Genomic DNA, 20237 nt, shown 5'->3' with positions numbered 1-20237 from the left:
CCCTTGAATTGCAAGTACTGGTCGTAGGTATAATATCTTCGATTCGTGGGCGTCCTATTTGCAACCAATATCTTCTCACGATCCCAGCGTTGAAGCGTTTTGACCGTGACATTCAATAATGCGGCAAATTCTTTCGGTTTGTAATTCGTGATATTGGGTATGCGCATAGCCATATCCCTCCTCTGTTTATATAATATCACGAATATACATATTTGTCTACATAATTAATAACCTAAGAAAACTCCTAGTTGTTGGGGGATACTTTGTTGCATGTAGTTAGATTGATTATTACCCATAGTAATGCCTTCTTTCTATTGCAAGGATAGGTAAAAATAATTATTTACTCTCTATTTTCTGAAAATAGCTTGCCTTTTCTATGTATTGCACACGCGAACCTCCTTTGATGGATTTTATGTACTTCAGTAGAGAGAAACACACTATTAGTGATTATAACTCACTATTTCTACATTTTGTTCTAAATTCATGCTAATTATGTAAAAAAAACTCACATCTTTTGTGCCTTTGATTTTCTACCTATACTATATGGTAGGAAAGGAGGGGGCAGGATGAACCTGACGGCTCAACGGCTGCGTGCGCTGCGCAAGCGGGAAGGGCTATCGCAGACGGAGGTCGCGAGGATCCTCGGCATCACGAGGACGGCTTACAACAAGTATGAGAGTGGCGCGAGCGCGCCGTCGCGAAAGTTGCGCGAACTTGCTCAGCTCTATCATGTCTCGACGGATTACATCCTCGGGGAGGAGGATGCACTGGCGGAGAAGCTGCGCGAAGCGGATGCGCGGACGAGCAGCCATCTTCGCAAGTACCTGGATCTGAGCGACGAAGGAAAGGATATCGTAGACATCACGCTTGACGCAGTATATGCGCGTGAGAGCAATGATGTATCGTCAACTGAAAGCAGCCGCCCGCGTGTGAAGAATACGGCGGCTGCTCCAAAGAGTCCGACTGCTGCAGGCGCAGCACCGACAGACAGACATTGACTCCTTTTTTCATTATACAAATGTCCCCGCAGGATTTGTTGTCCTGCGGGGACATTTTGCCTTACTGGAACGGTATCATTTTGCGCGGAAGTCAAGTGCAAAGGTCGGGGTGGAGATGACCTGGGGGCCCATGCCGGTGGTGGTGACGGTGAGATGGGTGCCGCCGTCGCGTGTGGGGAAACTGCCGAGCGGGATGGTGAGCTCGGCTGTGGCGCCGGGGACGATGGCACCGGCGGTGGTAGTCTCCTGATTGCTGCCGTCGGAGACGGTAAGGATGGGGGAGGCAAAGATCTCGTCGCTTTCATTCGTTATCCTGGCTGTGATACTGTAGGCAGACAGTGAGCCGCTCTGCCAGACGGCGGCGGGGACAATCTGAGTGGCACCACCATTTCGGATAGGGGTGTCCCATTGGTCCATCCAGGCGTTGAGGCGGTCGCCGTTGCAGTAGAGGCGGACGCGCACGCGGTTGGGAGCTGTCTCAGGGGCTTCTTCGTCTGTGGTGGCAGATCTTGTGGCAGTTGGCGCAGCTTGGGATGTGGGGGCTGCTTGTGGGGCTGTAGCCGTGCTGTCTTTTGCTGGTGCGGATGAAGCCGGCAGTTGTGCAGGCGGATCGAGCTGTTTTTTTGCCTGTTCGACGCTATTTTTGAGAGACTGCTCTTCGTTCTTGACGGCTTTTTTTACCTCATGGCTGAAATTTTGCAGTTCGTCATGACCGGGCAGAGGCTGTTCGGGATAGCGGAAGCGATGCCAGAGCAGGATGGCGGCAAGAGAGCAGAATGCGATGCCTGTCAGGATGAGTGCGCGCCTGCCATAGTAAAAGAGCTTTGCATGGCGCACGGCGCGGGCGAGCTTGGCAGCGCTCTGGTAGCGGCGAGCGGGGTCCTGTTCCGTGCATTTTGCAAGGATGGGGCGCAGCGGACCGTGGTAGTCGGGGCCCAGAAGTTCGCGGACGGTGACGCCGAGTGCGTATAAATCACTGCGCGCATCGGTCTGGGCGCTGCCATACTGCTCCGGCGGCGCATAGCCTTTTGTGCCGAGCAGCCGCGTGTCTTCTTCGTGCCCTTCTTTGACGGTCCGCGCGGCATCGAAGTCGATGAGCCGGTAGAGGCCGCTCGAGCTCGCGCCGGGCGGCTCCATGATGTTCGATGGCTTGATGTCGCGATGGAGGATGCCGTGCTGGTGCAGGAGTGTCAGGCCGCTGCATAAGGTCAAGATCAGGCGAGTGGCCTCTTGAGGCGTCAGGTAATGCTTTTGCTCGAGCCGGTTGGACAGCGGTTCTCCGGCAATGAATTCTTCGATGACAATGGTCGTGCCGGCAGGCGGCAGTTCTGCCGTGTAGAATACCTTGGGGAAGACCTCGCAACCGATGTCCTGCAGTTCTTTGTAGGGAAGCCCCATGGCTTGGAGGCTCTTCTTGACAAAGATGGGCCTGCCGTGCGATTGGTCTGCCATCGTATCTTCGACGAGAGAAATCGTGCCATGCGGGGATTCCTTGATGATGCGCAGCGTATGGTAACGGCTCGCTAAGTAGTCTGCAACGAGCTGACTGGCCCGCTTTCCTGCTTCCTCTGTCTTTTCCATTGCCATCGATGTCACCCCCTTGCCGATTCTCTGTAAATCCTCTATAGTTTTGAGTATAGAGAGAAATATTCACTTCTGCAAGGGGAGATTGCGATGATGAAAAAAGATACCGAGGAACTGGAACATGAGATTGAGAAGGTGAAGGAGGTCGAGCATTATCTGGAGGAGAACCGGCATGAGCTTCGGGATATGTCGCTGGCAGTGTTCTTGCAGGGATTGCTCGAGGAGAAGCAGCTCAAGAAAGCCGATGTAATCCGCCGGACGGGGATGGAGCCGACGTACGGCTACCACATCTTTGACGGGCACAAGAAGCATCCGGCGCGCAGCAAGGTCCTGCTGTTGGCCCTAGCAATGGGATTGACAGCCAAGGAAGCACAGCATCTGCTGTACTATGCAGGCTGTGAGGCACTTTACGCCCGCAACTCCTTTGATAGTATCATCTGGTATGCCTTAGAGCATCATCTTAATGTCATTGATGCGAATCTGCTGCTCGAACGGCTGGGGGAGAAACCACTTGCATGACTTCTGGCGGGCAGTTCAGTCTTCGTGGAAGAACTCGATGATCTTGTGGATGGCGAGTGCCATGTGGTTGGGGTTCTGGAACGGGTGGTTGGCGCCCTCGACGGGGATGAATTCGATGACGTTGTTCTCGGCGAAGTCTTTTGCGTCCTCGAACGGGATCATCTCGTCTTTCGTGCCGTGCAGGATCAGCATATTGTCGGCGAAGTCGAAGTACTCGTGGTCGAGCGGGCAGAAGGACTTGAGGTCATCGAAGAAGGCTTGGTCGACTTTCATCTTGCGCTCGAAGCCGATCTGGATTTCCTTGCCCTTTGCGAGCTTTGTCTTGTCGGCGTCTGGGATGCGGCTGTACATCGTCTCGTACATGTGAATGGCCGGGCAGCGCAGGGCAATCTTGCGGAAAGGATTGCCGACCTCGATGAGGTAGCGCAGCGTCAGGTAGCCGCCGAGGCTCGTCGAGTAGATGCAGACGTCTTTGGCCTGGAGCTCGCGCTTGGCGTACTCCGTGACGATGGTCAGGTAGGTCAGGCACTCGCTGATGGTCAGCTTCTTGCGCGCGTCCATGCCGTGGCAGGGCCAGTCGAAGGCGATGACGCCCCAGCCCTTGTACTTGGAGGTCAGGTGTTCGCCGAAATTCGCCGTGCCGGCCGTCTCCTTGTTGCTGCCGAAGCCGTGCGTGACGATGGCGATGTGCTCGAAGGTGCGCGCTGTCTTGTCGCTATTGCTGCAGATGAGCTTGCAGCGGATGCTCAGGCCCTGCTCGTTGATGTCAAAATGCTTTTCCATATTTTGGGATCCCTCGTTTCCTAGTGTCATTGCCCCTTATTATACGCGCAAAGCACGCATCTGAAAAGGCGATGCGGGCGGGGCACTTGGTAAAAAGTGCGTGCTTGCCTGACGGCACAAATCTGCTATACTGATAGATATAGATGATAAGAGCATGTATTCGGACAGGGGGCTTGTCTATGGACACGAAAGCATTGGAAGCGAATCTCAAATGGCGCGGCATCGCGCTCAAGGTATTTGATACGAAGGAAGAGGCGGCTGCCTATCTGACAGCGTCCATCAAGGGCAAGACGGTCGGCTTCGGCGGCTCGATGACGCTCGAGGAGATGGGCCTCTATGAGAAGCTCAAAAAGGAGAACACGGTCTACTGGCACTGGCGCGAGGAGATGACGGGCGACGAGGCGAAGGCGAAGGCTTACCTCGCGGATGTCTACATCACGTCGCTCAACGGCGTCGCGGAGACGGGCGAGCTCGTCAATATCGACGGCAGCGGCAACCGCGTGGCAGCGACGCTGACGAAGCACGAGCGCCTCTACTTCGTCGTCGGCGAGAACAAGATTGCGCCGGACCTCCATCGTGCCATCGACCGCGCGCGCAACATCGCGAGCCCGCTCAACGCCCAGCGCCTGCACCGCAAGACGCCGTGCGCCGTCAAGGCGGACCATTGCTACGACTGCAAGAGCCCGGAGCGCATCTGCCGCAGCCTCAACATCCTCTGGGAGAAGCCCATGCAGATCGGCGCGTGCGAGCTCATCCTGATTCGCGAGAAATTGGGATACTGATAGACCGACAGAAGGAGACATGATTATGAAATTCCAGTTTGCCCACAATAATTTCAATGTGCTTGACCTCGAGAAGAGTCTCAAGTTCTACGATGAGGCGCTCGGCTTCAAGCCGGCGCGCAAACTCGAGGGACCGGGCTTCACGCTCGCCTATCTCTCGGACGGCGGCCAGACGCCGCACGAGCTCGAGCTCACCTGGATCCACGGCCGCAAGGAGCCCTACAACCTCGGCGAGAATGAGTTCCACCTCGCCGTGCGCACGGACGACTTCGAAGCTGCGCATGCGAAGCACAAGGCCATGGGCTGCATCTGCTTTGAGAACGAGGAGATGGGCATCTACTTCATCAGCGACCCGGACGGCTACTGGATTGAGATCCTGCCGCCGACGATGTGACAGCGCCGTGAGCCGGCGCTGCTGTCGCTGCTAGTAGACCGTTGATTGTATGTGTTGATGGAGAATCGAAAATCCTGTCAGCCCTCTGGGCGGCAGGATTTTTTTAGGAGAAGTTATGCTGCATTATATCAAGCCATACCGGCACTATGCCGTGCTGACGATCGTCTTCATGGTCAGCGAGGTCCTCATCGACCTCTATCAGCCGCGCCTGATGGAGGCCATCGTCAATGAGGGCGTGCTGGGCCTGCATCACGGCGGCGTGCCGGACCTTTCGCTCGTGATGCAGACGGGCCTCTGGATGGCCCTGATTGTCGCAATCGGCGGTGTCTGCGGTGTCATGGGCGGCGTCTGCGTCAATTTCTGCGCGCAGAATTTCGGCAATGACATCCGCAAGGACTGCTTCCGGCGCATCCTGCATCTCTCGATGGAGCAGATTGACGCGTTCCGCACGGGCTCGCTGATCACGCGCATCACGAGCGACACGACGCAGGTCCAGACGATGGTCAGTGCGGCGCTGCGCGGCGTCGTGCGCAGCCTGACCTTCCTAATTGCCGGCACGGCGGCGCTGCTGACGCTCGACATCCACTTCAGCTTGATCGCCGCACTGGCCGTGCCGGTCATCCTCATCGAGGTCGTGATCGTCGTCCACAAGAGCAACCCGCTCTTCCTGCTCGTGCAGCAGAAGATCGATGCGCTCAACGGCGTCATGCAGGAGGATATCCAGGGCGCGCGCGTCATCAAGGGGTACGGGCAGGAAGCGCGAGAGAACGAGCGCTTCGGCGTGGCCAACGACAATCTCGCGGCGGCGCAGCTGCGCGTCCTCCTGCTCATTGCCTGCCTGCTGCCGCTCGTCAACATCGTGATGAACACGGCACTTGTCGCCGTCATCTATATCGGCTCCTTCGACGTGCAGTCGGCCATGATCGGCCCAGGCACCGTCATGGCCGCGCTGACCTACGTCGTGCTGATCCTCAACGGCATCCTGATGTTCGCGATGATTTTGCAGATCTTCGCGCGCGGCCTGACCTCGAAGCGGCGGCTCGAGGAGGTGCTGGAGACGAAGCCTGCAATCCGCGATGGCGAGGATGGCGAGACGGACGGGGCAGTCTCAAGGGGAAGGCCAGCGGCCATTGCCCTGCACCATGCCTCCTTCCGCTATCCGGGCCAGCAGGAAGATGTGCTGACGGATATATCTCTCACGGTGGCGCGTGGGGAGACGCTGGCCATTGTCGGCGCGACGGGCTCGGGCAAGAGCACATTGCTCGCGCTGCTGCCGCGCTTCTACGATGCGACGGCGGGCGAGGTCTTCGTTGATGGCCGCGATGTCCGCACGTATGTGCTGCACGCCTTGCGCGGGAAGATGGCCATCGTCCTGCAGAAGACGGAGCTCTTCTCGATGACGATTGGCGAGAACATCGCCTGGGGCATGGATGCGGCCTCCGATGAGGAGATACGCCGGGCGGCAAAGATCGCGCAGGCGGCGGACTTCATCGAGCGGCAGCCGGAGGGCTATGGTACAGAAGTGACGGAGGGCGGCACGAGCCTGTCGGGCGGCCAGCGCCAGCGCCTTGCGCTCGCGCGCGCACTCATCCGCAAGCCCGAGATCCTGCTGCTCGATGACAGCACGAGCGCGCTCGACCTGCGGACGGAGTCGGCGTTCTACGCGGCGCTCGACGGTTATACGCGGGAGCTGCGCCGCGAGGGGCATGACCTCACCAAGGTCATCGTCGCGCAGCGCATCGCGACGGCGCGCCATGCCGACCGCATCGCCGTGCTCGACGGTGGCAGGCTCCTCGCCTGCGGCACGCATGAGGAACTGCTCGAGCGCTCTAGTATCTATCGGGAGATCTGTGCCTCGCAGTTCCGTGCGGGTGCGTCGGGGAAGGAGAAGGCAAATGGCTAAGAAACAAGCTGCGCCGCTCATCGGGCCGCATCGCCACATGCGCGCGCCGGTCGAGCATGCTATGGACCGCAAGGCGGCCTGCCTGCGCCTGATGCAGTACTTCCGGGCGGAGCGCTGGCGCGTTGCGCTCCTCACGCTCATCGTCGCTGTCAGCGTCGCGGCCGGCGTCAGCGCGCCGGTCTTCATGAGCTGGGCCATCGACGCCATCACGGCCGCTGACTACGACAAGGTGCCGGGCATCCTTTCCTGGATGTTCGGGGCCTGCGCGCTCTACGCCGTGCTGCTTTTTTTCCAAGGGCGCCTGAGTGCGCGCCTGAGCCAGAGCATCATCCGGCATCTGCGCAAGGACCTCTTCGAGAAGATCAACGGCCTGCCGCTCGCTTATCTCGACCGCCATCCGCACGGCGACCTCATGAGCCGCATGACGAACGATGCCGACAACATCGCGACGGTCATCTCGACGTCGCTCGGCACGATGTTTGCCGGCATCCTGTTCCTCCTCGGCACGACGGCGGTCATGCTGTCGTTCAGCGTGCCGATGACGGCGCTGACGTATCTGACGGCTGTCGCAACGGTCCTGGCGACGAAGTACATCGCCGCGAAGATGGGCCGCTACTTCCGCGAGCGCCAGGACCTGCTCGGCCAGCTCAACAGCATGGTCGAAGAGCAGGTCACGGCCGTGCGCACGGTCAAGGCCTACGCGCGCGAGGCGCAGGTCGCGGCCAAGTTCGTGCAGATGGCGGACAGCCTGACGAAGACCGGCATCCGCGCGGAGAGCATCGGCTCCTCGATGGGGCCGATCATGAACACCATCTCGAACTTTTCCTTTGTCATCGTCTCGGTCTTTGGCGCCTACTTCGCGCTCAAGGGCTGGATCACGGTCGGCGTCATCTCAGCTTTCACGATCTACTCGAAGCAGTTCTCGCGGCCCATCAATGAGCTCGCGCAGCTCTACGGCCAGATTGAGACGGCCCTCGCGGGCGCGGAGCGCATCTTTGCCGTGCTCGACGAGCCGGGCGAGCGGCAGGAGGGACGCGAAGTGCCAGAGACGGTGAAGGGCGAAATCGAGTTCTGCCATGTGAATTTCTCGTACGTGCCGGAGAAGCGCGTCATCGACGATTTCAGCCTCAAGATCGGGGCGGGGCGCAAGATCGCGCTCGTCGGCGCGACGGGCTCGGGGAAGACGACCATCGTCAACCTCCTGATGCGCTTCTACGAAATCGATGCTGGAAAAATCCTGCTCGACGGTCAGGACATCCGCACGTATGCGCCGGGCAGTTTGCGGAAGCTCGTCGGCATCGTCCTGCAGGACACCGTGCTGTTCTCGGATACAGTCCGCTACAACCTCGCCTATGCCAAGCCCGGCGCAACGATGGAGGAAGTAAAGCGGGCGGCTGAGCTCGCCCATGCCGACGACTTCATCGCGCACCTGCCGCAGCAGTACGAGACGGTCCTGCAGAGCGCGGGCGCGGAGCTCTCGGCCGGCCAGCGTCAGCTGCTCGCCATCGCCCGCGCCTGCCTCGCCTCGCCGCGCATCCTGATCCTCGACGAGGCGACCTCGAACGTCGACACGCGCACCGAGACGCGCATCCAGGATGCCATGACGCGCCTCATGCACGACCGCACCTGCCTGATCATCGCCCACCGCCTCTCGACCATCCGCGACGCCGACGAGATCATCGTCATGGACCACGGCCGCATCGTCGAGCAAGGCCGCCACGAAGACCTCATCGAGCACAACGGCCCCTACCGCGCCCTCTACGAAACCCAGTTCGCCGGGCAGGAGTCGTGATGTTTTGAATGCAGTCAAGAATACGAAAAAGCCTGCTCTTTTTGAGCAGGCTCTTTGATAATCAGGATACTAATTTATTATTGTTCGACAATCTCGGCTTCGAACACCATGATGGTGTCAGCGTCGGAGCAGCAGAACTCAGCCTTGCCCTTTTCCTGGCCGGGGATGGTGCCGCCGTAGCGCAGAATGTCGATGTAGGGGAAGGCGCAGTGCATGGCCATCGGACAGATCTTGCCGCGGTCCTCGTCGAAGTCGAATACCTCGCCGACGTGATGGCCGCGATGGCAGCCCATCTTGCCGCGTCGGTCGGTGATGGTGATCTTGATCTTGGGTCGTCTGCTCATAAAAAACCTCCTGATTGCTGTGGTATAATAAGGATATGACGAACGTCTGTTAGACGGATTTAGCATCGTGAAATCGTGATGGAAAGTCGGAAGGGAAGAGGCAGTATGGAACTAAGGCGATATGAAGAACTCGGCGCGTTCTTGAAGATCTTTCAGCCCATCTACGCGCGGCGCCTGGAAAAGACACGGCTCGAGCGCATGCGCTTTGCTTACTACACGAGCGCGGGCACGGGCATCAACATCCTCAAGGGGCATGCGCTCTGGATGCGCGCGGCGGCCTGCATGAATGACTACCGCGAGATCGACTACGGCATCCAGCTGCTCAACAAGACGGTCTACGGCTCCGACTACCGGCGCGAGCGCATCCAGCATCTCGCGGCGCGCCTCGACTGGGGCGAGAACGTGCTCGACTCGATGATGAGTGACCTCAACAAGAATGAGCAGCGCTTCATCACGAACACCTATCTGGCCTGCGTCTCGGAGCACCGCCCGCGCGAGCGCGGCAAGGGGCGGCTCTCGATGTGGCGCGCCTACGGCCGCAAGACGGGCGTGGCCTTTGTCCTCAAGCCGACGGCCATCTTCCAGCGCCTCGAGCCCTTGCCGCTGCGCCTGACGCCGGTCGAATACCTCACGCAGACGCAGTTCACGGAGGGCTTTGACTGGATGCTCGACAACATCGAGACGTATCTCGACGCTCTCAAGCGCTACGAGCCTGCGAAGGTGCTCGAATACTTCGTCAACATGCTCATGATCTCGCTGTTCTCCATCAAGAACCCGGGCTTCAACGAGGAGCGCGAATGGCGCTTTGTCTACCATGAGTCGTCCAGCAGCCACCTACACCACGACATCGTCGTCGTCGACGGCATCCCGCAAGTCATCTACAAGCTGCCGCTCAGCAGCCCGTCTGCTCCGCAGACCGGTGTGCCGCTCGAGGAGGCGCTTGAGGAGATCATCATCGGCCCGAGCCAGTACGCCGAGGTCATCGAGCTGGCTTTCGTGCGCATGCTCGAAGAGCTCGGCATCCCCAATGCCGCGGAACGCGTGAGCAAGAGCAATATTCCGCTGCGCTGATTCAGTCCTCTTGGAACATATCGTCGGGGTCGCTCTGCCAGCACGTCATCTTCTTGACATTGAGGCAGCTGATGTGGCCGCCGGGCAGATAGGAGCCTGTGTCGCAGTCGATGATGTGGTTGCGGAACATCAGGGGATGGTGGCGGTTGACGTCAAAGCACTGTACGGGCGTGTGGCCGATGACGACGGTCTCGTCTCCCGCATATTCTTCGTAGAACTCCGTGCGGATCCAGAGCATGTCGTCGACCTGCTCCTCGTAGGACTGACGGGGCAGGAAGCCCGCATGCGTGAAGATGTAGTCCTCGCCGACTGATGCGAGGTGGTCGAGAGAGAGTACGAACTCGAGCATCGCATGATAGCGGCCGGGATCTTGCTGGTAGACGCGCGCGAGGCTCGCGAACGTCGCCTGCCCGCCGCTGCGCATCCAGCCGTGATTCAGGTCCATCGGCTCGCGGATGCTGTGGTCCTGGAAGTAATGCAGCATCATGGCCTCGTGGTTGCCCGTCAGCGTGATGACATGCGGGCTCTTTTCGGCGAGTTCCATGACCATCTCCAGGACTTCGGCGCTGTAGTCGCCGCGGTCGATGTAGTCGCCGAGGAAGACGAGCAGGTCCTGCTGCGGGTCATAGGGGACGTGCTGCCAGAGCGACAGCAGGCGCAGCCAGTTGCCGTGGATGTCCCCGACAGCGAGGATGTGGCGGAAGGCCGTCGCATCCGGCACGATGACGAGGCCCCCTTCTCTCGATATGGTCTCGCCCGGCGACTGCCGGAGCTGCTGCCGTTTTGCCTTGATTTCTTCTAAGATCGTCATCGTGCCCGTCCCCCTCTGCGCCAAATAAAAAGCCGTCACTGCCGTACCTGCTGATACACGCCGTGACGGCTTGCTTTCATTATAACAAAAAGACGATAAAACATCTAGAACATCTAAAACATCTGAGATGACAGCGGCATAGCTCTGCGCTATAATAGATACAATACACGCAAAACAACTCGAGCAGACTAAATAGAAAGGGATGGATTCGATGACAGTTATCCTGAAACGCCTCCTGCCGACCGTCTTCCTGCTGGCCGTCTTGTTGACGGGCACGGTGCTGGCGGAGGCCTCGCCAGAAATCACGGACGCGCGCGCGACGGCTGTCTACTGGACGCAGCGCAACCCGCAGGGCGACACGGTCCTCTTGACGCCTTCGCAGGTCGAAGCGACGAATGAATCGCTCCGCCGCCGCAACGATACGTTGACGGACCTTAGCACGATGCCGGAGTCGGTCTCCGGCGCCGAGGTGCAAGAGCGCATCGAGAAGGTCCAGGCCATCGGCGACTTTGATACGGCTTCGCAGCCAGACCTCTACAAGAAAGGCAGCGCGCTGACGGCCTACAGCTACTCGTTTGCGCGCAAGAACTGTAATATCGCGGCACTTCCCGAGACGGTGACGGTGCGCTACGGCGTCGTCACGCGACGCGCCAACCTGCGCCTGCTGCCGGAGGCAGCCGGCTGGTTTGAGAGCGCAGGCGACGTGCACTATGACACCTTGCAGGCGACGGCCCTCGACCCGGCCGAGCCGGTGGCCGTGCTCGGTGACAGCTACGACAAGAAGTTCGCCTTCGTCCGCACGCGCTTTTATGACGGTTGGATCGCGAAGTCCGACTTTGCCGAGACCGACCGCACGACCTGGGAAGGCTTCGTCCATCCGACTGACTTCGCTGTCGTCACGGCCAACAAGACGACAATCGCGAATGGGGCAGGGGAGTCGCTGCTCTTCCAGATGGGCGCCAAGATCCCGCTCGCCGCAGGTGCGAATGGGGCAAAGGTGCTGCTGATGCCGGTCAGCGATAACGGCGCGCTGAAGATCGTCAAGCGTCCCGCTGCCTTTGATGATACCCTGCACGAGGGCTTCCTGCCCTGCACCGAGAACAATTTCGTGCGCCAGGGCTTCCGCTTCCTCGGCGATGAGTACGGCTGGGGTGGCCTCGACGACAGCGTCGACTGCTCCTCGTTCGTCGGCGACGTCTACCGCAGCATGGGCATCGAGCTGCCGCGCGATGCGGATCAGCAGGCCAAGTCGATGCCGAAGGTCGTCGACCTCTCGGGCATGGGCGAGGCGGACCGGCTGGCCGCACTGGAGGCGTGCATGCCGGGCACCCTGCTCGCCAACAACACGCATGTCATGATGTACCTCGGCCAGGATGATGATGGTACGCCGATTGTCCTGCAGTCGATGAGCAGTTGGTTCAGCTTTGGCAGCGACTACGGCAAGCATTACCTGCGCAAGGTCATCGCGTCGACGGCGACGTTCCTCAATTTCAGCGGCGTGCCGTACATCAACGGCGTGCATTACCTCGGCTCGCTGCGCTGAACACAAGCATTTTTAGATAGGAGAGAATAGAATCTATGAAGAGCCCTTTGCGCTATCAGTTCTCGGAGTATGACTGCGGTCCGACGACGATGCTCAATGCAGTCAGCTATCTCTTTGAGCGCGAGGAAATCCCGCCGGAGATCATCCGCAACGTCATGCTCTACAGCCTAGACTGCTACAGCCAGAAGGGCGAGCCGGGGCGCGCGGGTACGAGCCGCATGGCGATGATGTTTCTCTCGAACTGGCTCGACGGCTTCGGCCGCGCGACGAACCTGCCGCTCTCGAGCCAGTACCTCGCGGGCAAGTCCGTCTACATTGGGCAGGAGAGCTTCATCAACGATGCCCTGCACCGCGGCGGTGTCGCCGTCGTGCGCCTGTTCTACGACGTCGAGCACTACGCCCTGCTGACGGGCGAGACGGCGGACGGCAGCATCCTGATGTTTGACCCGTGGTACGTGCCCGAGGAGTCCGATGAATTCCAAGGCACCGGCATCGAGCTGACCCTGCAGCACCCCAAGGCGTATAACCGCATCGTGCCCGCCGCGTGCTTCAACCGCGAGGAGAATGCCCCCTACGCCCTCGGCCCCATCGAAGACCGCGAAGCCGTCCTGCTCTTCAACGAGCACACTAAGAAGACCGCTCAGGACACGATCGAGTACTTCATCTGATGCGCCGCGCATTTGCCACTTTACAAGACGGCGATTCTATCGTATAATATAACTTGTCGTCGGGACGTAGCGCAGTTTGGTAGCGCGCTTCCTTGGGGTGGAAGAGGTCGTGGGTTCAAATCCCGTCGTTCCGACCATTTTTCTGAAAATAGACCTTCTGTGAAAGCAGGAGGTTTTTTTATGTAAAGGAGCATGATATGAGCGTATTGGAGGTTTCGCATCTTTCGCACAGCTATGGCGGGCGGGAGATCTTTGAGGATGTGTCGTTCCGCCTGCTGAAGGGGGAGCATGTGGCGCTGGTCGGTGCGAACGGCGAGGGCAAGTCGACGTTCATGTCGATCATCACGGGCAAGCTGACGCCGGATGCGGGGCAGGTGACCTGGGCGAAGCGCACGAAGGTCGGCTATCTCGACCAGCATGCGGTGCTGCAGCCGGGCATGACGATCCGGGAGACGCTGCGCACGGCGTTTGACCACCTCGTGACGCTCGAGCAGGAGATGCTCGCGGCCTACGACAAGATGGGCGAGGCCTCGCCTGAGGAGATGGACAAGCTCATGAAGGATGTCGGCGACATCCAGGACATCCTCGAGGCGGGCAGCTACTACACGATCGATGCGCGCATCGAGGAGGTCGCGGGCGGCCTCGGCCTGCGCGACATCGGGCTCGAGCGCAAGGTCGACGAGCTCTCGGGCGGCCAGCGCACGAAGGTCCTCTTGACGAAGCTCCTGCTCGAGAACCCTGAAATCCTGTTGCTCGACGAGCCGACGAACTACCTCGACGCCGAGCACATCGAGTGGCTCAAGAATTACCTGACGAATTACGAGAATGCCTTCATCGTCATCTCGCACGATGTGCCGTTCCTCAATGCGGTGACGAATGTCATCTGGCATGTCGACAACCTCAAGCTCACGCGCTACACGGGCAGCTACGAGAAGTTCGAGGAGATGGCTGCTTTGAAGCGCCGCCAGGAAGAGGCGGCCTACGAGCGCCAGCAGGCGGAGATCAAGCGCGAGCAGGACTTCATCCAGCGCAACAAGGCGCGCGTCGCGACGCGCGGCATGGCCAATAGCCGCCAGAAGAAGCTCGACAAGATGGAGGTCCTGACGAAGCGCCAGGAGAAGCCGAAACCGCACTTCCACTTCCAGTCCGACCGCACGCCCTCACGCTTCGTCATCGAAGCGCAGCGCCTCGTGCTCGGCTACGACACGCCGCTGACGAAGCCCGTCGACATCAAGGTCGAGCGCAACAAGAAGATCGCGATCCGCGGCACGAACGGCCTCGGCAAGTCGACGCTCTTAAAGACCTTGCTCGGTCTCATCAAGCCGTTCTCGGGTGCAATCGAGCAGGGCGAGTTCGTCTCGGTTGGCTACTTCGAGCAGGAGGAGGCCAAGGGCAATATGAACACGGCGCTCGACGAGCTCTGGCAGGCCTATCCGGGCATGACGAACTTCGAAGTGCGCGCGGCGCTTGCTTCGTGCGGCCTGACGAATGAGCACATCACGACGAAGATGACAGCGCTCTCGGGCGGCGAGGCGGCAAAGGTCCGCCTCGCTAAGATCATGCAGAAGCCGGTCAATCTGCTCGTGCTCGACGAGCCGACGAACCACCTCGATGTCGAAGCCAAGAAGGAGCTCAAGCGCGCCCTGCAGGAGTACAAGGGCACACTGCTGCTCGTCTCGCATGAGCCCGACTTCTATGAAGACCTCGTCGACACGGTCTGGAATATCGAGAGCTGGTCGACGAAGATTGTCTGATTGCAGCAGATGAACGACAGATAGCAAAAAAGACTCCGCTCCTCCGTCATGGAATGACGGAAGGGGCGGAGTCTTTTGTCGTGTGTCAGCCGTATCACTGTGTATCAGGGCATCTGTGCAATTGATGCGCTGGATGCCTCATCGGCTTCACGGAGCTTGCGGCGCTTGGCGACGAGGTCGGCCTGGTCTTCCCAGACGAGGACTGCGGCGGGCTCGAAACCGTTGAAGCGCGTAGCCGATACAGTCGTGTAGGCGCCGATGTCGCTGACGAGCACGTTTGCGCCAATCGGGAGCTTCGGTGCGGGGAAGTCGCGGTAGAGCACGTCGATGCCATCGCAGCTCGGACCGGCGAATACCGATGGAGTTTTCGCTCCGTTGCCGAAGCAGTGCAGCGGATACGTCCAGTGGTCGAACAGGATGCCCGAGAAGACACCGTAGATGCCTTCGTCGAGGATGTACCAGGGGAACGTGCCGCGCTGCTTCGTGCCGATGACGGAGGTCACGAGGTTCATGGCCGTGCCGCAGAGGAAGCGGCCCGGCTCGGTCCAGACGGCCGTCTGCGGGAACAGTCGCTCGAGTTGGCGGTTGATGGCCTCGAGCATGGCGGCGAGGTCGACGTGGAGCCCTTCGGCTGAGGGAATCGGGAAGCCGCCGCCGATGTCGAGATCGGTCAGGTGCATGCCGGAGGCCTCAGCCTCAAGGAAAAGATGATGAACGAGCAGCAGCGCTTCTTCGTACGCCGCGGTGGACAGGGACTGACTGCCGACGTGGAAGCAGATGCCCTTGGCGTGGAGGCCGGCCTGCTCGGCCTTGCGCAGGAGCGGCAGGGCTGAGCCAAGCGGCGCGCCGAACTTCGTGTTGAGGTCGACGAGCGCCTTGCTGTTGTGGACCTGCACGCGCACGAGCACATCGGCGCCGGGCGCAGCGGCCGCGAGCTTCGGTATCTCGCTTTCATCGTCGAACGTGAAGCGCTTGACGCCGAAGCGGGAGGCCGCCGCGAAGCCGCGCGCATCGTGCACCGGATTGGCGTAGATCATGCGCGAGCCGTCGACGCCTGCCGCATGGAGCATCTCCATCTCGCCGGCCGAGGCGACGTCGAAGTGCGAGCCGAGTGCGGCGAGGCGCTCAAGTGCGCGCGGATGCGGATTGGCCTTGATGGCGTAGTAGATGCCGGCGCGCGGCAGGTGCTTGCGCAGGAACGCGTAGTTTTCCGCGACTTTGTCGACGGACAGCACGAGGAATGGCGTCGGCTGTCTCTTGGCCAGTTCATTCATTTCGTTTTCGTTGAGGATAAAGCTTCTCATAACACAACCCTTCCTATACATTACAGTCTTGACAGTTTTGGAACTATTCGCGCTGAAAAAATGGAGCAAGTGGCACGGCATTGTCCGTCCCCTTGCTCCATTGCATTTTCAGGTTACGCATAGTATAAGACTTTTCGCACGGTTTTTCAATAGGCTGCATAAAAAAACAAGAAATTCTTTTACTATATGCAAGACGACCTGTCCTGCGGATGCGCTGCAGGACAGGTCGTCTCTGTGTGGGTTATATGATGTTTAGGAGTTTTGTGGAGCTTTGTCCGAGCTTATTTGCCGAAGTAACGGTCGAAGAGGCCCTTGAAGCCGCGGCCATGGCGAGCCTCGTCCTTAGCCATCTCATGAACCGTGTCATGGACAGCATCGAGACCGAGCTGCTTTGCGAGCGTTGCGAGCTCTTTCTTGCCAGCGCAAGCGCCGTGCTCTGCATCGATACGCATCGTGAGGTTCTTCTTCGTGCTGTCCGTCAGGACCTCGCCGAGGAGCTCAGCGAACTTGGAAGCGTGCTCAGCCTCCTCAAAAGCGTAGCGCTTGTAAGCCTCTGCGATTTCCGGATAACCTTCACGGTCAGCCTGGCGGCTCATAGCGAGGTACATGCCGACTTCCGAGCACTCGCCCGTGAAGTTCTGGCGGAGACCCTCGATGATGCGCGGATCAACGTCCTTGGCAACGCCGACATGATGCTCATCTGCAAACGTCATATCCTCGCTCTGCTCGACGAACTTGGATGCCGGAGCATGGCAGATCGGGCACTCAGCCGGAGCTGCTTCGCCTTCGTAAACATAACCGCAAACCGTGCAAACAAACTTTTTCATAATGTTAGCCTCCTAATATATCTTGATATTCATACACATCGTAGGTGGGTACCGGCGGCTTATCGCTCATCGCTTGCCGCTCACCGGTGTTGCTCACTTGCTATGCTTTGATTATACGGCATATGGCGGTAAATAGGGATTCCGATATGGATGGATTGATGGAGAATATCTCTATTATTCTCTATAATACTCCTAAATTCTACATATATCTCATTTTATCAAATATATTATTTACGGATAATAATTATTGAAATGGAGAACAGCAGCCAATTTACCGAATGATGTCTCTGTGATATAATGGAAAACTGAATCCGCATGTTTTTGAGTATAGACTATATATAGGAGCGATACGAAACTAAAATGTTTACCTGTACAACGAATTCTCCCGAGGAGACTGCCCATTTAGCTGAGCTTGTTGGACAAAAGATCCGGGAGGGAACCGTGCTCTGCCTCGAAGGCGACCTCGGTGCCGGCAAGACGCTGTTTGTCCAGAGTCTTGCGCATACGCTCGGGGTCGAGGGCGAAGTGACGAGTCCGACGTTCAACCTCATGAATGTGTATGAGGGCATCTGCCCCATCTACCATTTCGACCTCTACCGCCTTGAGACGGAGGAGGAGCTGGAGGATATCGGTTTCTACGAATACACGGAGGACCCGGAGGGCATCGTCGTCATCGAGTGGTCGGACAAATTCCCGCAGTGCATGCCGGAAGAGCGCGTCGTCGTCCGCATCGAGAAGTCGGACGATGGCGATGGACGCCACATCACCCTTGCGAGTGTCGGAGAGCGCTATCAGGAATTCATAAAGGAGTTGGAGTCATTTGTCTATCTTAGCCATTGATACGGCAACGCAGGTCTCGAGTGTCGCCGTGGCTTCGGCCGATAAGCTCGCAGCGGAGCTGACGATGCAGGCCAAGCTCACGCACTCGGAAACGCTGATGCCTCATATAAAGGAAGTCCTGCGCATGGCAAATGTCAGGAAAGAGCAGCTCGAGGGCATCGCGGTCAGCATCGGCCCGGGCTCTTTCACGGGTCTGCGCATCGGCCTCGCGGCGGCCAAGGCCATGGCCTACGCGCTGGATCTGCCAATCGTCGGCGTCTCGACGCTCAAGGCGCTCGCCTATCACTATCCGGTGCCGGGCCTCCGCATCGTGAGCCTCCTGGACGCGCAGAAGGGCAATGCTTACCGCGAAAGCTATGAGTGGGAGAAGGGGACCCTGACGGTTGTCAATCCTGTTGAGGTCCTGCCGATTGCAGAGATCCTAGCGGAGTGCGCTGAGTCGGGCCGTGAAACCGTGCTGCTCGGCGACATCGCGGCGCGCCGCATCCGCGGCAAGGTAGACCTGCCAGCGAATGTCACAGTCGCACCGGCGCATCTCGTCATGCCGCGGGCGGCCTGTGTCGCCATGCTCGGCCTGCAGGAACTCGCCGCAGGCCACATAGACAATGTCATGAACATGGAGCCCGTCTACATCCGCCGCAGTGAGGCGGAAGTCCTCTGGGAGAAACGCCATCCGGAGGCCGCGAAATGAATCTGACCTTCCGCGAGATGAAGCCGGAGGATGCCGATGCCGTCGAGGCAGTGGAGCAGGCGTGCTTCGCAATCCCGTGGTCGCGCGAATCCTTCTGGAAGGAGGCGGCCAACGAGAACACGTGCTACCTGCTCGCGCTCGACGGGGAACAGGTCATCGGCTATGCGGGCTGCTGGATTTCCTTCGAGGAGGCGCAGATCACGAACATCGCGATCGCTCCGGACTACCGCGGTCAGAAGGTCGGCACGCGCCTCATGGCGGAGCTCATCAGACTGGTGAAGGAACGCGGCGTGACGGCGATGACGCTCGAGGTGCGCCCGTCGAATGCACCGGCGCGCGCCCTCTACGCGCACTACGGCTTCCGCGAGGCCGGCGTCCGCAAGAAATACTATCATGACAATGGCGAGGATGCCATCATCATGTGGAATACGAAACTGTGATCGCTGTTCTGGCTGAGTGCAGCGATGAGGAGAGATTATGTTGGAAAAAGAAATCCTGACTCTGGGCATTGAGTCGAGCTGCGATGAGACGTCGGCTGCCGTGCTGCGCGGCGGCCGCACAATCCTGTCGAACGTCATCTCGACGCAGATCCCCATTCACCAGAAATTTGGCGGTGTTGTGCCAGAGATCGCTTCGCGCAAGCACATCGTCAACATCATGCCCGTCATCGATGAGGCCGTGCGCCAGGCCGGCGTGACGCTCAAGGACATTGACCAGGTCGCTGTGACGTACGGCCCCGGCCTCGTCGGCGCCCTGCTCGTCGGCGTCTCGGCGGCCAAGGCATTGGCCTTTGCGCTCGACAAGCCGCTCATCGGCGTCAACCATCTCGAGGGCCACATTTTTGCGAACTTCCTCGCAGAGCCGACGCTCGAGCCGCCCTTCATGGCGCTCGTCGTCTCGGGCGGCCACACGGCACTCGTCGACGTGCGCGGCTACGACAGCTTCCACATGATGGGGCAGACGCGCGACGATGCGGCGGGTGAGGCGTTCGACAAGATTGCTCGCGTCATGGGCCTGCCGTATCCGGGCGGCCCGCGCATCGACGCACTGGCCAAGGAGGGAGACCCGCTCGCCATTGACTTCCCGCGCGCGCTCGAGGAGAAGGGCAATTACGAGTTCAGCTTCAGCGGGCTCAAGTCGGCTGTGCTCAACTACATCAACAGCGAGAAGATGAAGGGGCACGAACTGCGCAAGGCCGACATCGCGGCCTCGTTCCAGCACTCCGTCGTCGAGGTGCTCGTCGAGAAGGCCTTTGATGCCGTGCGCCGCGCTGGGCGCGATACGCTCGTGCTGGCCGGCGGCGTCGCGGCCAACAGCGGCCTCGAGGCGCGCCTGCGTGAGCGCGCCAAAGAGACTGGCGTGCGCTTCTTCTATCCAAACCGCATTCTCTGCACGGACAACGCTGCGATGATCGCGTGCCGCGGCTACTATCAGGCTAAGCACGGCGATTTCAGCGACCTCTACCTCAATGCGGTGCCGGGCCTCGGACTGGAAGAGCGAGAGTGAATCGAGAGTCAATAAATAGATGAAAGGGCTACTGCCTTTGGGCGGTGGCTCTTTTTTTCTATTATGTGTACTCTTCATTTTTTAACATTACAAATTATGCGTTTTCTGCTATACTTAGAACAT

20 protein-coding genes, 1 tRNA gene and 1 pseudogene are annotated in these 20237 nt (G+C 59.3%); 15 read left to right on the top strand and 7 right to left on the bottom strand.

Annotated features, from left to right (window positions below):
* Positions 1 to 167 (bottom strand): annotated as a pseudogene (locus MITSMUL_RS13020) (MerR family DNA-binding transcriptional regulator); the annotation flags it as partial.
* Between the two features lie 399 nt (positions 168 to 566).
* Between MITSMUL_RS13020 and MITSMUL_RS12030 the strand changes: the two are divergent.
* On the top strand, positions 567 to 998 hold the full coding sequence (locus MITSMUL_RS12030; RefSeq protein ID WP_005839530.1) for a helix-turn-helix domain-containing protein: 432 nt from the start codon (positions 567 to 569) through the stop codon (positions 996 to 998).
* Between the two features lie 75 nt (positions 999 to 1073).
* Here MITSMUL_RS12030 and MITSMUL_RS12025 read toward each other — a convergent pair whose 3' ends face one another.
* Positions 1074 to 2585: a protein kinase domain-containing protein gene (locus MITSMUL_RS12025; RefSeq protein WP_005839528.1), complete on the bottom strand. Its 1512-nt coding sequence runs from the start codon at positions 2583 to 2585 to the stop codon at positions 1074 to 1076.
* Between the two features lie 87 nt (positions 2586 to 2672).
* Between MITSMUL_RS12025 and MITSMUL_RS02100 the strand changes: the two genes are divergently transcribed.
* Positions 2673 to 3101 carry a hypothetical protein gene (locus tag MITSMUL_RS02100; RefSeq protein ID WP_005839526.1) on the top strand — a complete coding sequence of 143 codons (429 nt, stop codon included), beginning with the start codon at positions 2673 to 2675 and terminating at the stop codon, positions 3099 to 3101.
* 15 nt (positions 3102 to 3116) lie between these two features.
* Here the strand turns inward: MITSMUL_RS02100 and MITSMUL_RS02095 are convergent, their stop codons facing one another.
* Entirely contained in the window at positions 3117 to 3884 is a 768-nt protein-coding gene (locus MITSMUL_RS02095; RefSeq protein ID WP_040635319.1) for an alpha/beta hydrolase family protein, read from the bottom strand.
* A gap of 179 nt (positions 3885 to 4063) precedes the next feature.
* Between MITSMUL_RS02095 and MITSMUL_RS02090 the strand changes: the two genes are divergently transcribed.
* The 4 genes from MITSMUL_RS02090 (at position 4064) to MITSMUL_RS02075 (ending at position 8755) form a co-directional block, all read left to right on the top strand.
* Entirely contained in the window at positions 4064 to 4666 is a 603-nt protein-coding gene (locus MITSMUL_RS02090; protein ID WP_005839522.1) for a lactate utilization protein, read from the top strand.
* 25 nt (positions 4667 to 4691) lie between these two features.
* On the top strand, positions 4692 to 5060 hold the full coding sequence (locus MITSMUL_RS02085; protein ID WP_040635318.1) for a VOC family protein: 369 nt from the start codon (positions 4692 to 4694) through the stop codon (positions 5058 to 5060).
* Positions 5061 to 5175: 115 nt separating this feature from the next.
* Positions 5176 to 6963 (top strand): ABC transporter ATP-binding protein, encoded by a 1788-nt coding sequence (locus tag MITSMUL_RS02080; RefSeq protein WP_005839518.1) that lies wholly within the window; start codon positions 5176 to 5178, stop codon positions 6961 to 6963.
* The gene (locus tag MITSMUL_RS02075) at positions 6956 to 8755 is read left to right on the top strand and encodes an ABC transporter ATP-binding protein (protein WP_005839517.1); all 1800 of its coding nucleotides are present in this window, start codon (positions 6956 to 6958) and stop codon (positions 8753 to 8755) included. Before MITSMUL_RS02080 ends, MITSMUL_RS02075 begins: the two co-directional genes overlap by 8 nt.
* A 77-nt stretch (positions 8756 to 8832) precedes the next feature.
* Here the strand turns inward: MITSMUL_RS02075 and MITSMUL_RS02070 are convergent, their stop codons facing one another.
* The gene (locus MITSMUL_RS02070) at positions 8833 to 9099 is read right to left on the bottom strand and encodes a TIGR04076 family protein (protein ID WP_005839516.1); all 267 of its coding nucleotides are present in this window, start codon (positions 9097 to 9099) and stop codon (positions 8833 to 8835) included.
* 105 nt (positions 9100 to 9204) lie between these two features.
* Here MITSMUL_RS02070 and MITSMUL_RS02065 point away from each other — a divergent pair, with 105 nt between their 5' ends.
* A complete protein-coding gene (locus MITSMUL_RS02065) occupies positions 9205 to 10170 on the top strand; it encodes a DUF2971 domain-containing protein (protein WP_005839515.1) in 966 nt (321 codons plus the stop codon).
* A gap of 1 nt (position 10171) precedes the next feature.
* Here MITSMUL_RS02065 and MITSMUL_RS02060 read toward each other — a convergent pair whose 3' ends face one another.
* Positions 10172 to 10981: a metallophosphoesterase family protein gene (locus MITSMUL_RS02060; RefSeq protein ID WP_050751622.1), complete on the bottom strand. Its 810-nt coding sequence runs from the start codon at positions 10979 to 10981 to the stop codon at positions 10172 to 10174.
* Between the two features lie 211 nt (positions 10982 to 11192).
* Between MITSMUL_RS02060 and MITSMUL_RS02055 the strand changes: the two genes are divergently transcribed.
* From MITSMUL_RS02055 to MITSMUL_RS02040, 4 genes are all read left to right on the top strand, one after another.
* Positions 11193 to 12524 carry an SH3 domain-containing protein gene (locus MITSMUL_RS02055; protein WP_244944612.1) on the top strand — a complete coding sequence of 444 codons (1332 nt, stop codon included), beginning with the start codon at positions 11193 to 11195 and terminating at the stop codon, positions 12522 to 12524.
* A 35-nt stretch (positions 12525 to 12559) separates the two neighbouring features.
* Entirely contained in the window at positions 12560 to 13192 is a 633-nt protein-coding gene (locus tag MITSMUL_RS02050) for a peptidase C39 (RefSeq protein WP_005839512.1), read from the top strand.
* A 60-nt stretch (positions 13193 to 13252) separates the two neighbouring features.
* A tRNA-Pro gene (locus MITSMUL_RS02045) sits at positions 13253 to 13329 on the top strand.
* A 60-nt stretch (positions 13330 to 13389) separates the two neighbouring features.
* Entirely contained in the window at positions 13390 to 14946 is a 1557-nt protein-coding gene (locus MITSMUL_RS02040) for an ABC-F family ATP-binding cassette domain-containing protein (RefSeq protein ID WP_005839511.1), read from the top strand.
* Between the two features lie 104 nt (positions 14947 to 15050).
* On the opposite strand, the gene MITSMUL_RS02035 is transcribed toward MITSMUL_RS02040, so the two are convergent.
* Positions 15051 to 16250: a type III PLP-dependent enzyme gene (locus tag MITSMUL_RS02035; RefSeq protein ID WP_005839510.1), complete on the bottom strand. Its 1200-nt coding sequence runs from the start codon at positions 16248 to 16250 to the stop codon at positions 15051 to 15053.
* A gap of 281 nt (positions 16251 to 16531) precedes the next feature.
* Positions 16532 to 17077 (bottom strand): NADH peroxidase, encoded by a 546-nt coding sequence (locus tag MITSMUL_RS02030; protein WP_005839508.1) that lies wholly within the window; start codon positions 17075 to 17077, stop codon positions 16532 to 16534.
* Between the two features lie 360 nt (positions 17078 to 17437).
* On the opposite strand from MITSMUL_RS02030, the gene tsaE reads away from it, so the two are divergent.
* The 4 genes from tsaE to tsaD are packed head-to-tail and all read left to right on the top strand — an operon-like array spanning position 17438 to position 20114.
* The gene (tsaE, locus tag MITSMUL_RS02025; protein WP_005839506.1) at positions 17438 to 17917 is read left to right on the top strand and encodes a tRNA (adenosine(37)-N6)-threonylcarbamoyltransferase complex ATPase subunit type 1 TsaE; all 480 of its coding nucleotides are present in this window, start codon (positions 17438 to 17440) and stop codon (positions 17915 to 17917) included.
* Positions 17898 to 18608 (top strand): tRNA (adenosine(37)-N6)-threonylcarbamoyltransferase complex dimerization subunit type 1 TsaB, encoded by a 711-nt coding sequence (gene tsaB / locus MITSMUL_RS02020; protein WP_040635316.1) that lies wholly within the window; start codon positions 17898 to 17900, stop codon positions 18606 to 18608. Before tsaE ends, tsaB begins: the two co-directional genes overlap by 20 nt.
* Positions 18605 to 19048: a ribosomal protein S18-alanine N-acetyltransferase gene (rimI, locus tag MITSMUL_RS02015; RefSeq protein WP_005839503.1), complete on the top strand. Its 444-nt coding sequence runs from the start codon at positions 18605 to 18607 to the stop codon at positions 19046 to 19048. Before tsaB ends, rimI begins: the two co-directional genes overlap by 4 nt.
* A 37-nt stretch (positions 19049 to 19085) precedes the next feature.
* A complete protein-coding gene (gene tsaD, locus MITSMUL_RS02010; protein ID WP_005839502.1) occupies positions 19086 to 20114 on the top strand; it encodes a tRNA (adenosine(37)-N6)-threonylcarbamoyltransferase complex transferase subunit TsaD in 1029 nt (342 codons plus the stop codon).
* The last annotated feature ends 123 nt before the right edge of the window (positions 20115 to 20237 follow it).

It is taken from the genome of Mitsuokella multacida DSM 20544 (assembly GCF_000155955.1).
In the GTDB taxonomy this organism is placed as follows: Bacteria; Bacillota; Negativicutes; order Selenomonadales; family Selenomonadaceae; genus Mitsuokella; species Mitsuokella multacida.
The sequence above is the reverse complement of the archived record's forward strand: the minus strand, read 5'-3'. Positions and strand labels throughout refer to the sequence as shown.

What these genes read in the sequence shown, in the direction of transcription:
- MITSMUL_RS02085 (WP_040635318.1), top strand. Translation starts at nt 4,692, where the DNA reads ATGAAATTCCAGTTTGCCCACAATAATTTCAATGTGCTTGACCTCGAG.
- MITSMUL_RS02095 (WP_040635319.1), bottom strand. Translation starts at nt 3,884, where the DNA reads ATGGAAAAGCATTTTGACATCAACGAGCAGGGCCTGAGCATCCGCTGC.
- MITSMUL_RS02065 (WP_005839515.1), top strand. Translation starts at nt 9,205, where the DNA reads ATGGAACTAAGGCGATATGAAGAACTCGGCGCGTTCTTGAAGATCTTT.
- MITSMUL_RS02100 (WP_005839526.1), top strand. Translation starts at nt 2,673, where the DNA reads ATGATGAAAAAAGATACCGAGGAACTGGAACATGAGATTGAGAAGGTG.
- MITSMUL_RS02060 (WP_050751622.1), bottom strand. Translation starts at nt 10,981, where the DNA reads ATGACGATCTTAGAAGAAATCAAGGCAAAACGGCAGCAGCTCCGGCAG.
- tsaD (WP_005839502.1), top strand. Translation starts at nt 19,086, where the DNA reads ATGTTGGAAAAAGAAATCCTGACTCTGGGCATTGAGTCGAGCTGCGAT.
- rimI (WP_005839503.1), top strand. Translation starts at nt 18,605, where the DNA reads ATGAATCTGACCTTCCGCGAGATGAAGCCGGAGGATGCCGATGCCGTC.
- MITSMUL_RS02055 (WP_244944612.1), top strand. Translation starts at nt 11,193, where the DNA reads ATGACAGTTATCCTGAAACGCCTCCTGCCGACCGTCTTCCTGCTGGCC.
- MITSMUL_RS12025 (WP_005839528.1), bottom strand. Translation starts at nt 2,585, where the DNA reads ATGGCAATGGAAAAGACAGAGGAAGCAGGAAAGCGGGCCAGTCAGCTC.
- MITSMUL_RS02090 (WP_005839522.1), top strand. Translation starts at nt 4,064, where the DNA reads ATGGACACGAAAGCATTGGAAGCGAATCTCAAATGGCGCGGCATCGCG.
- MITSMUL_RS02030 (WP_005839508.1), bottom strand. Translation starts at nt 17,077, where the DNA reads ATGAAAAAGTTTGTTTGCACGGTTTGCGGTTATGTTTACGAAGGCGAA.
- MITSMUL_RS02050 (WP_005839512.1), top strand. Translation starts at nt 12,560, where the DNA reads ATGAAGAGCCCTTTGCGCTATCAGTTCTCGGAGTATGACTGCGGTCCG.
- MITSMUL_RS02035 (WP_005839510.1), bottom strand. Translation starts at nt 16,250, where the DNA reads ATGAGAAGCTTTATCCTCAACGAAAACGAAATGAATGAACTGGCCAAG.
- tsaE (WP_005839506.1), top strand. Translation starts at nt 17,438, where the DNA reads ATGTTTACCTGTACAACGAATTCTCCCGAGGAGACTGCCCATTTAGCT.
- MITSMUL_RS02070 (WP_005839516.1), bottom strand. Translation starts at nt 9,099, where the DNA reads ATGAGCAGACGACCCAAGATCAAGATCACCATCACCGACCGACGCGGC.
- MITSMUL_RS02075 (WP_005839517.1), top strand. Translation starts at nt 6,956, where the DNA reads ATGGCTAAGAAACAAGCTGCGCCGCTCATCGGGCCGCATCGCCACATG.
- MITSMUL_RS02080 (WP_005839518.1), top strand. Translation starts at nt 5,176, where the DNA reads ATGCTGCATTATATCAAGCCATACCGGCACTATGCCGTGCTGACGATC.
- MITSMUL_RS12030 (WP_005839530.1), top strand. Translation starts at nt 567, where the DNA reads ATGAACCTGACGGCTCAACGGCTGCGTGCGCTGCGCAAGCGGGAAGGG.
- MITSMUL_RS02040 (WP_005839511.1), top strand. Translation starts at nt 13,390, where the DNA reads ATGAGCGTATTGGAGGTTTCGCATCTTTCGCACAGCTATGGCGGGCGG.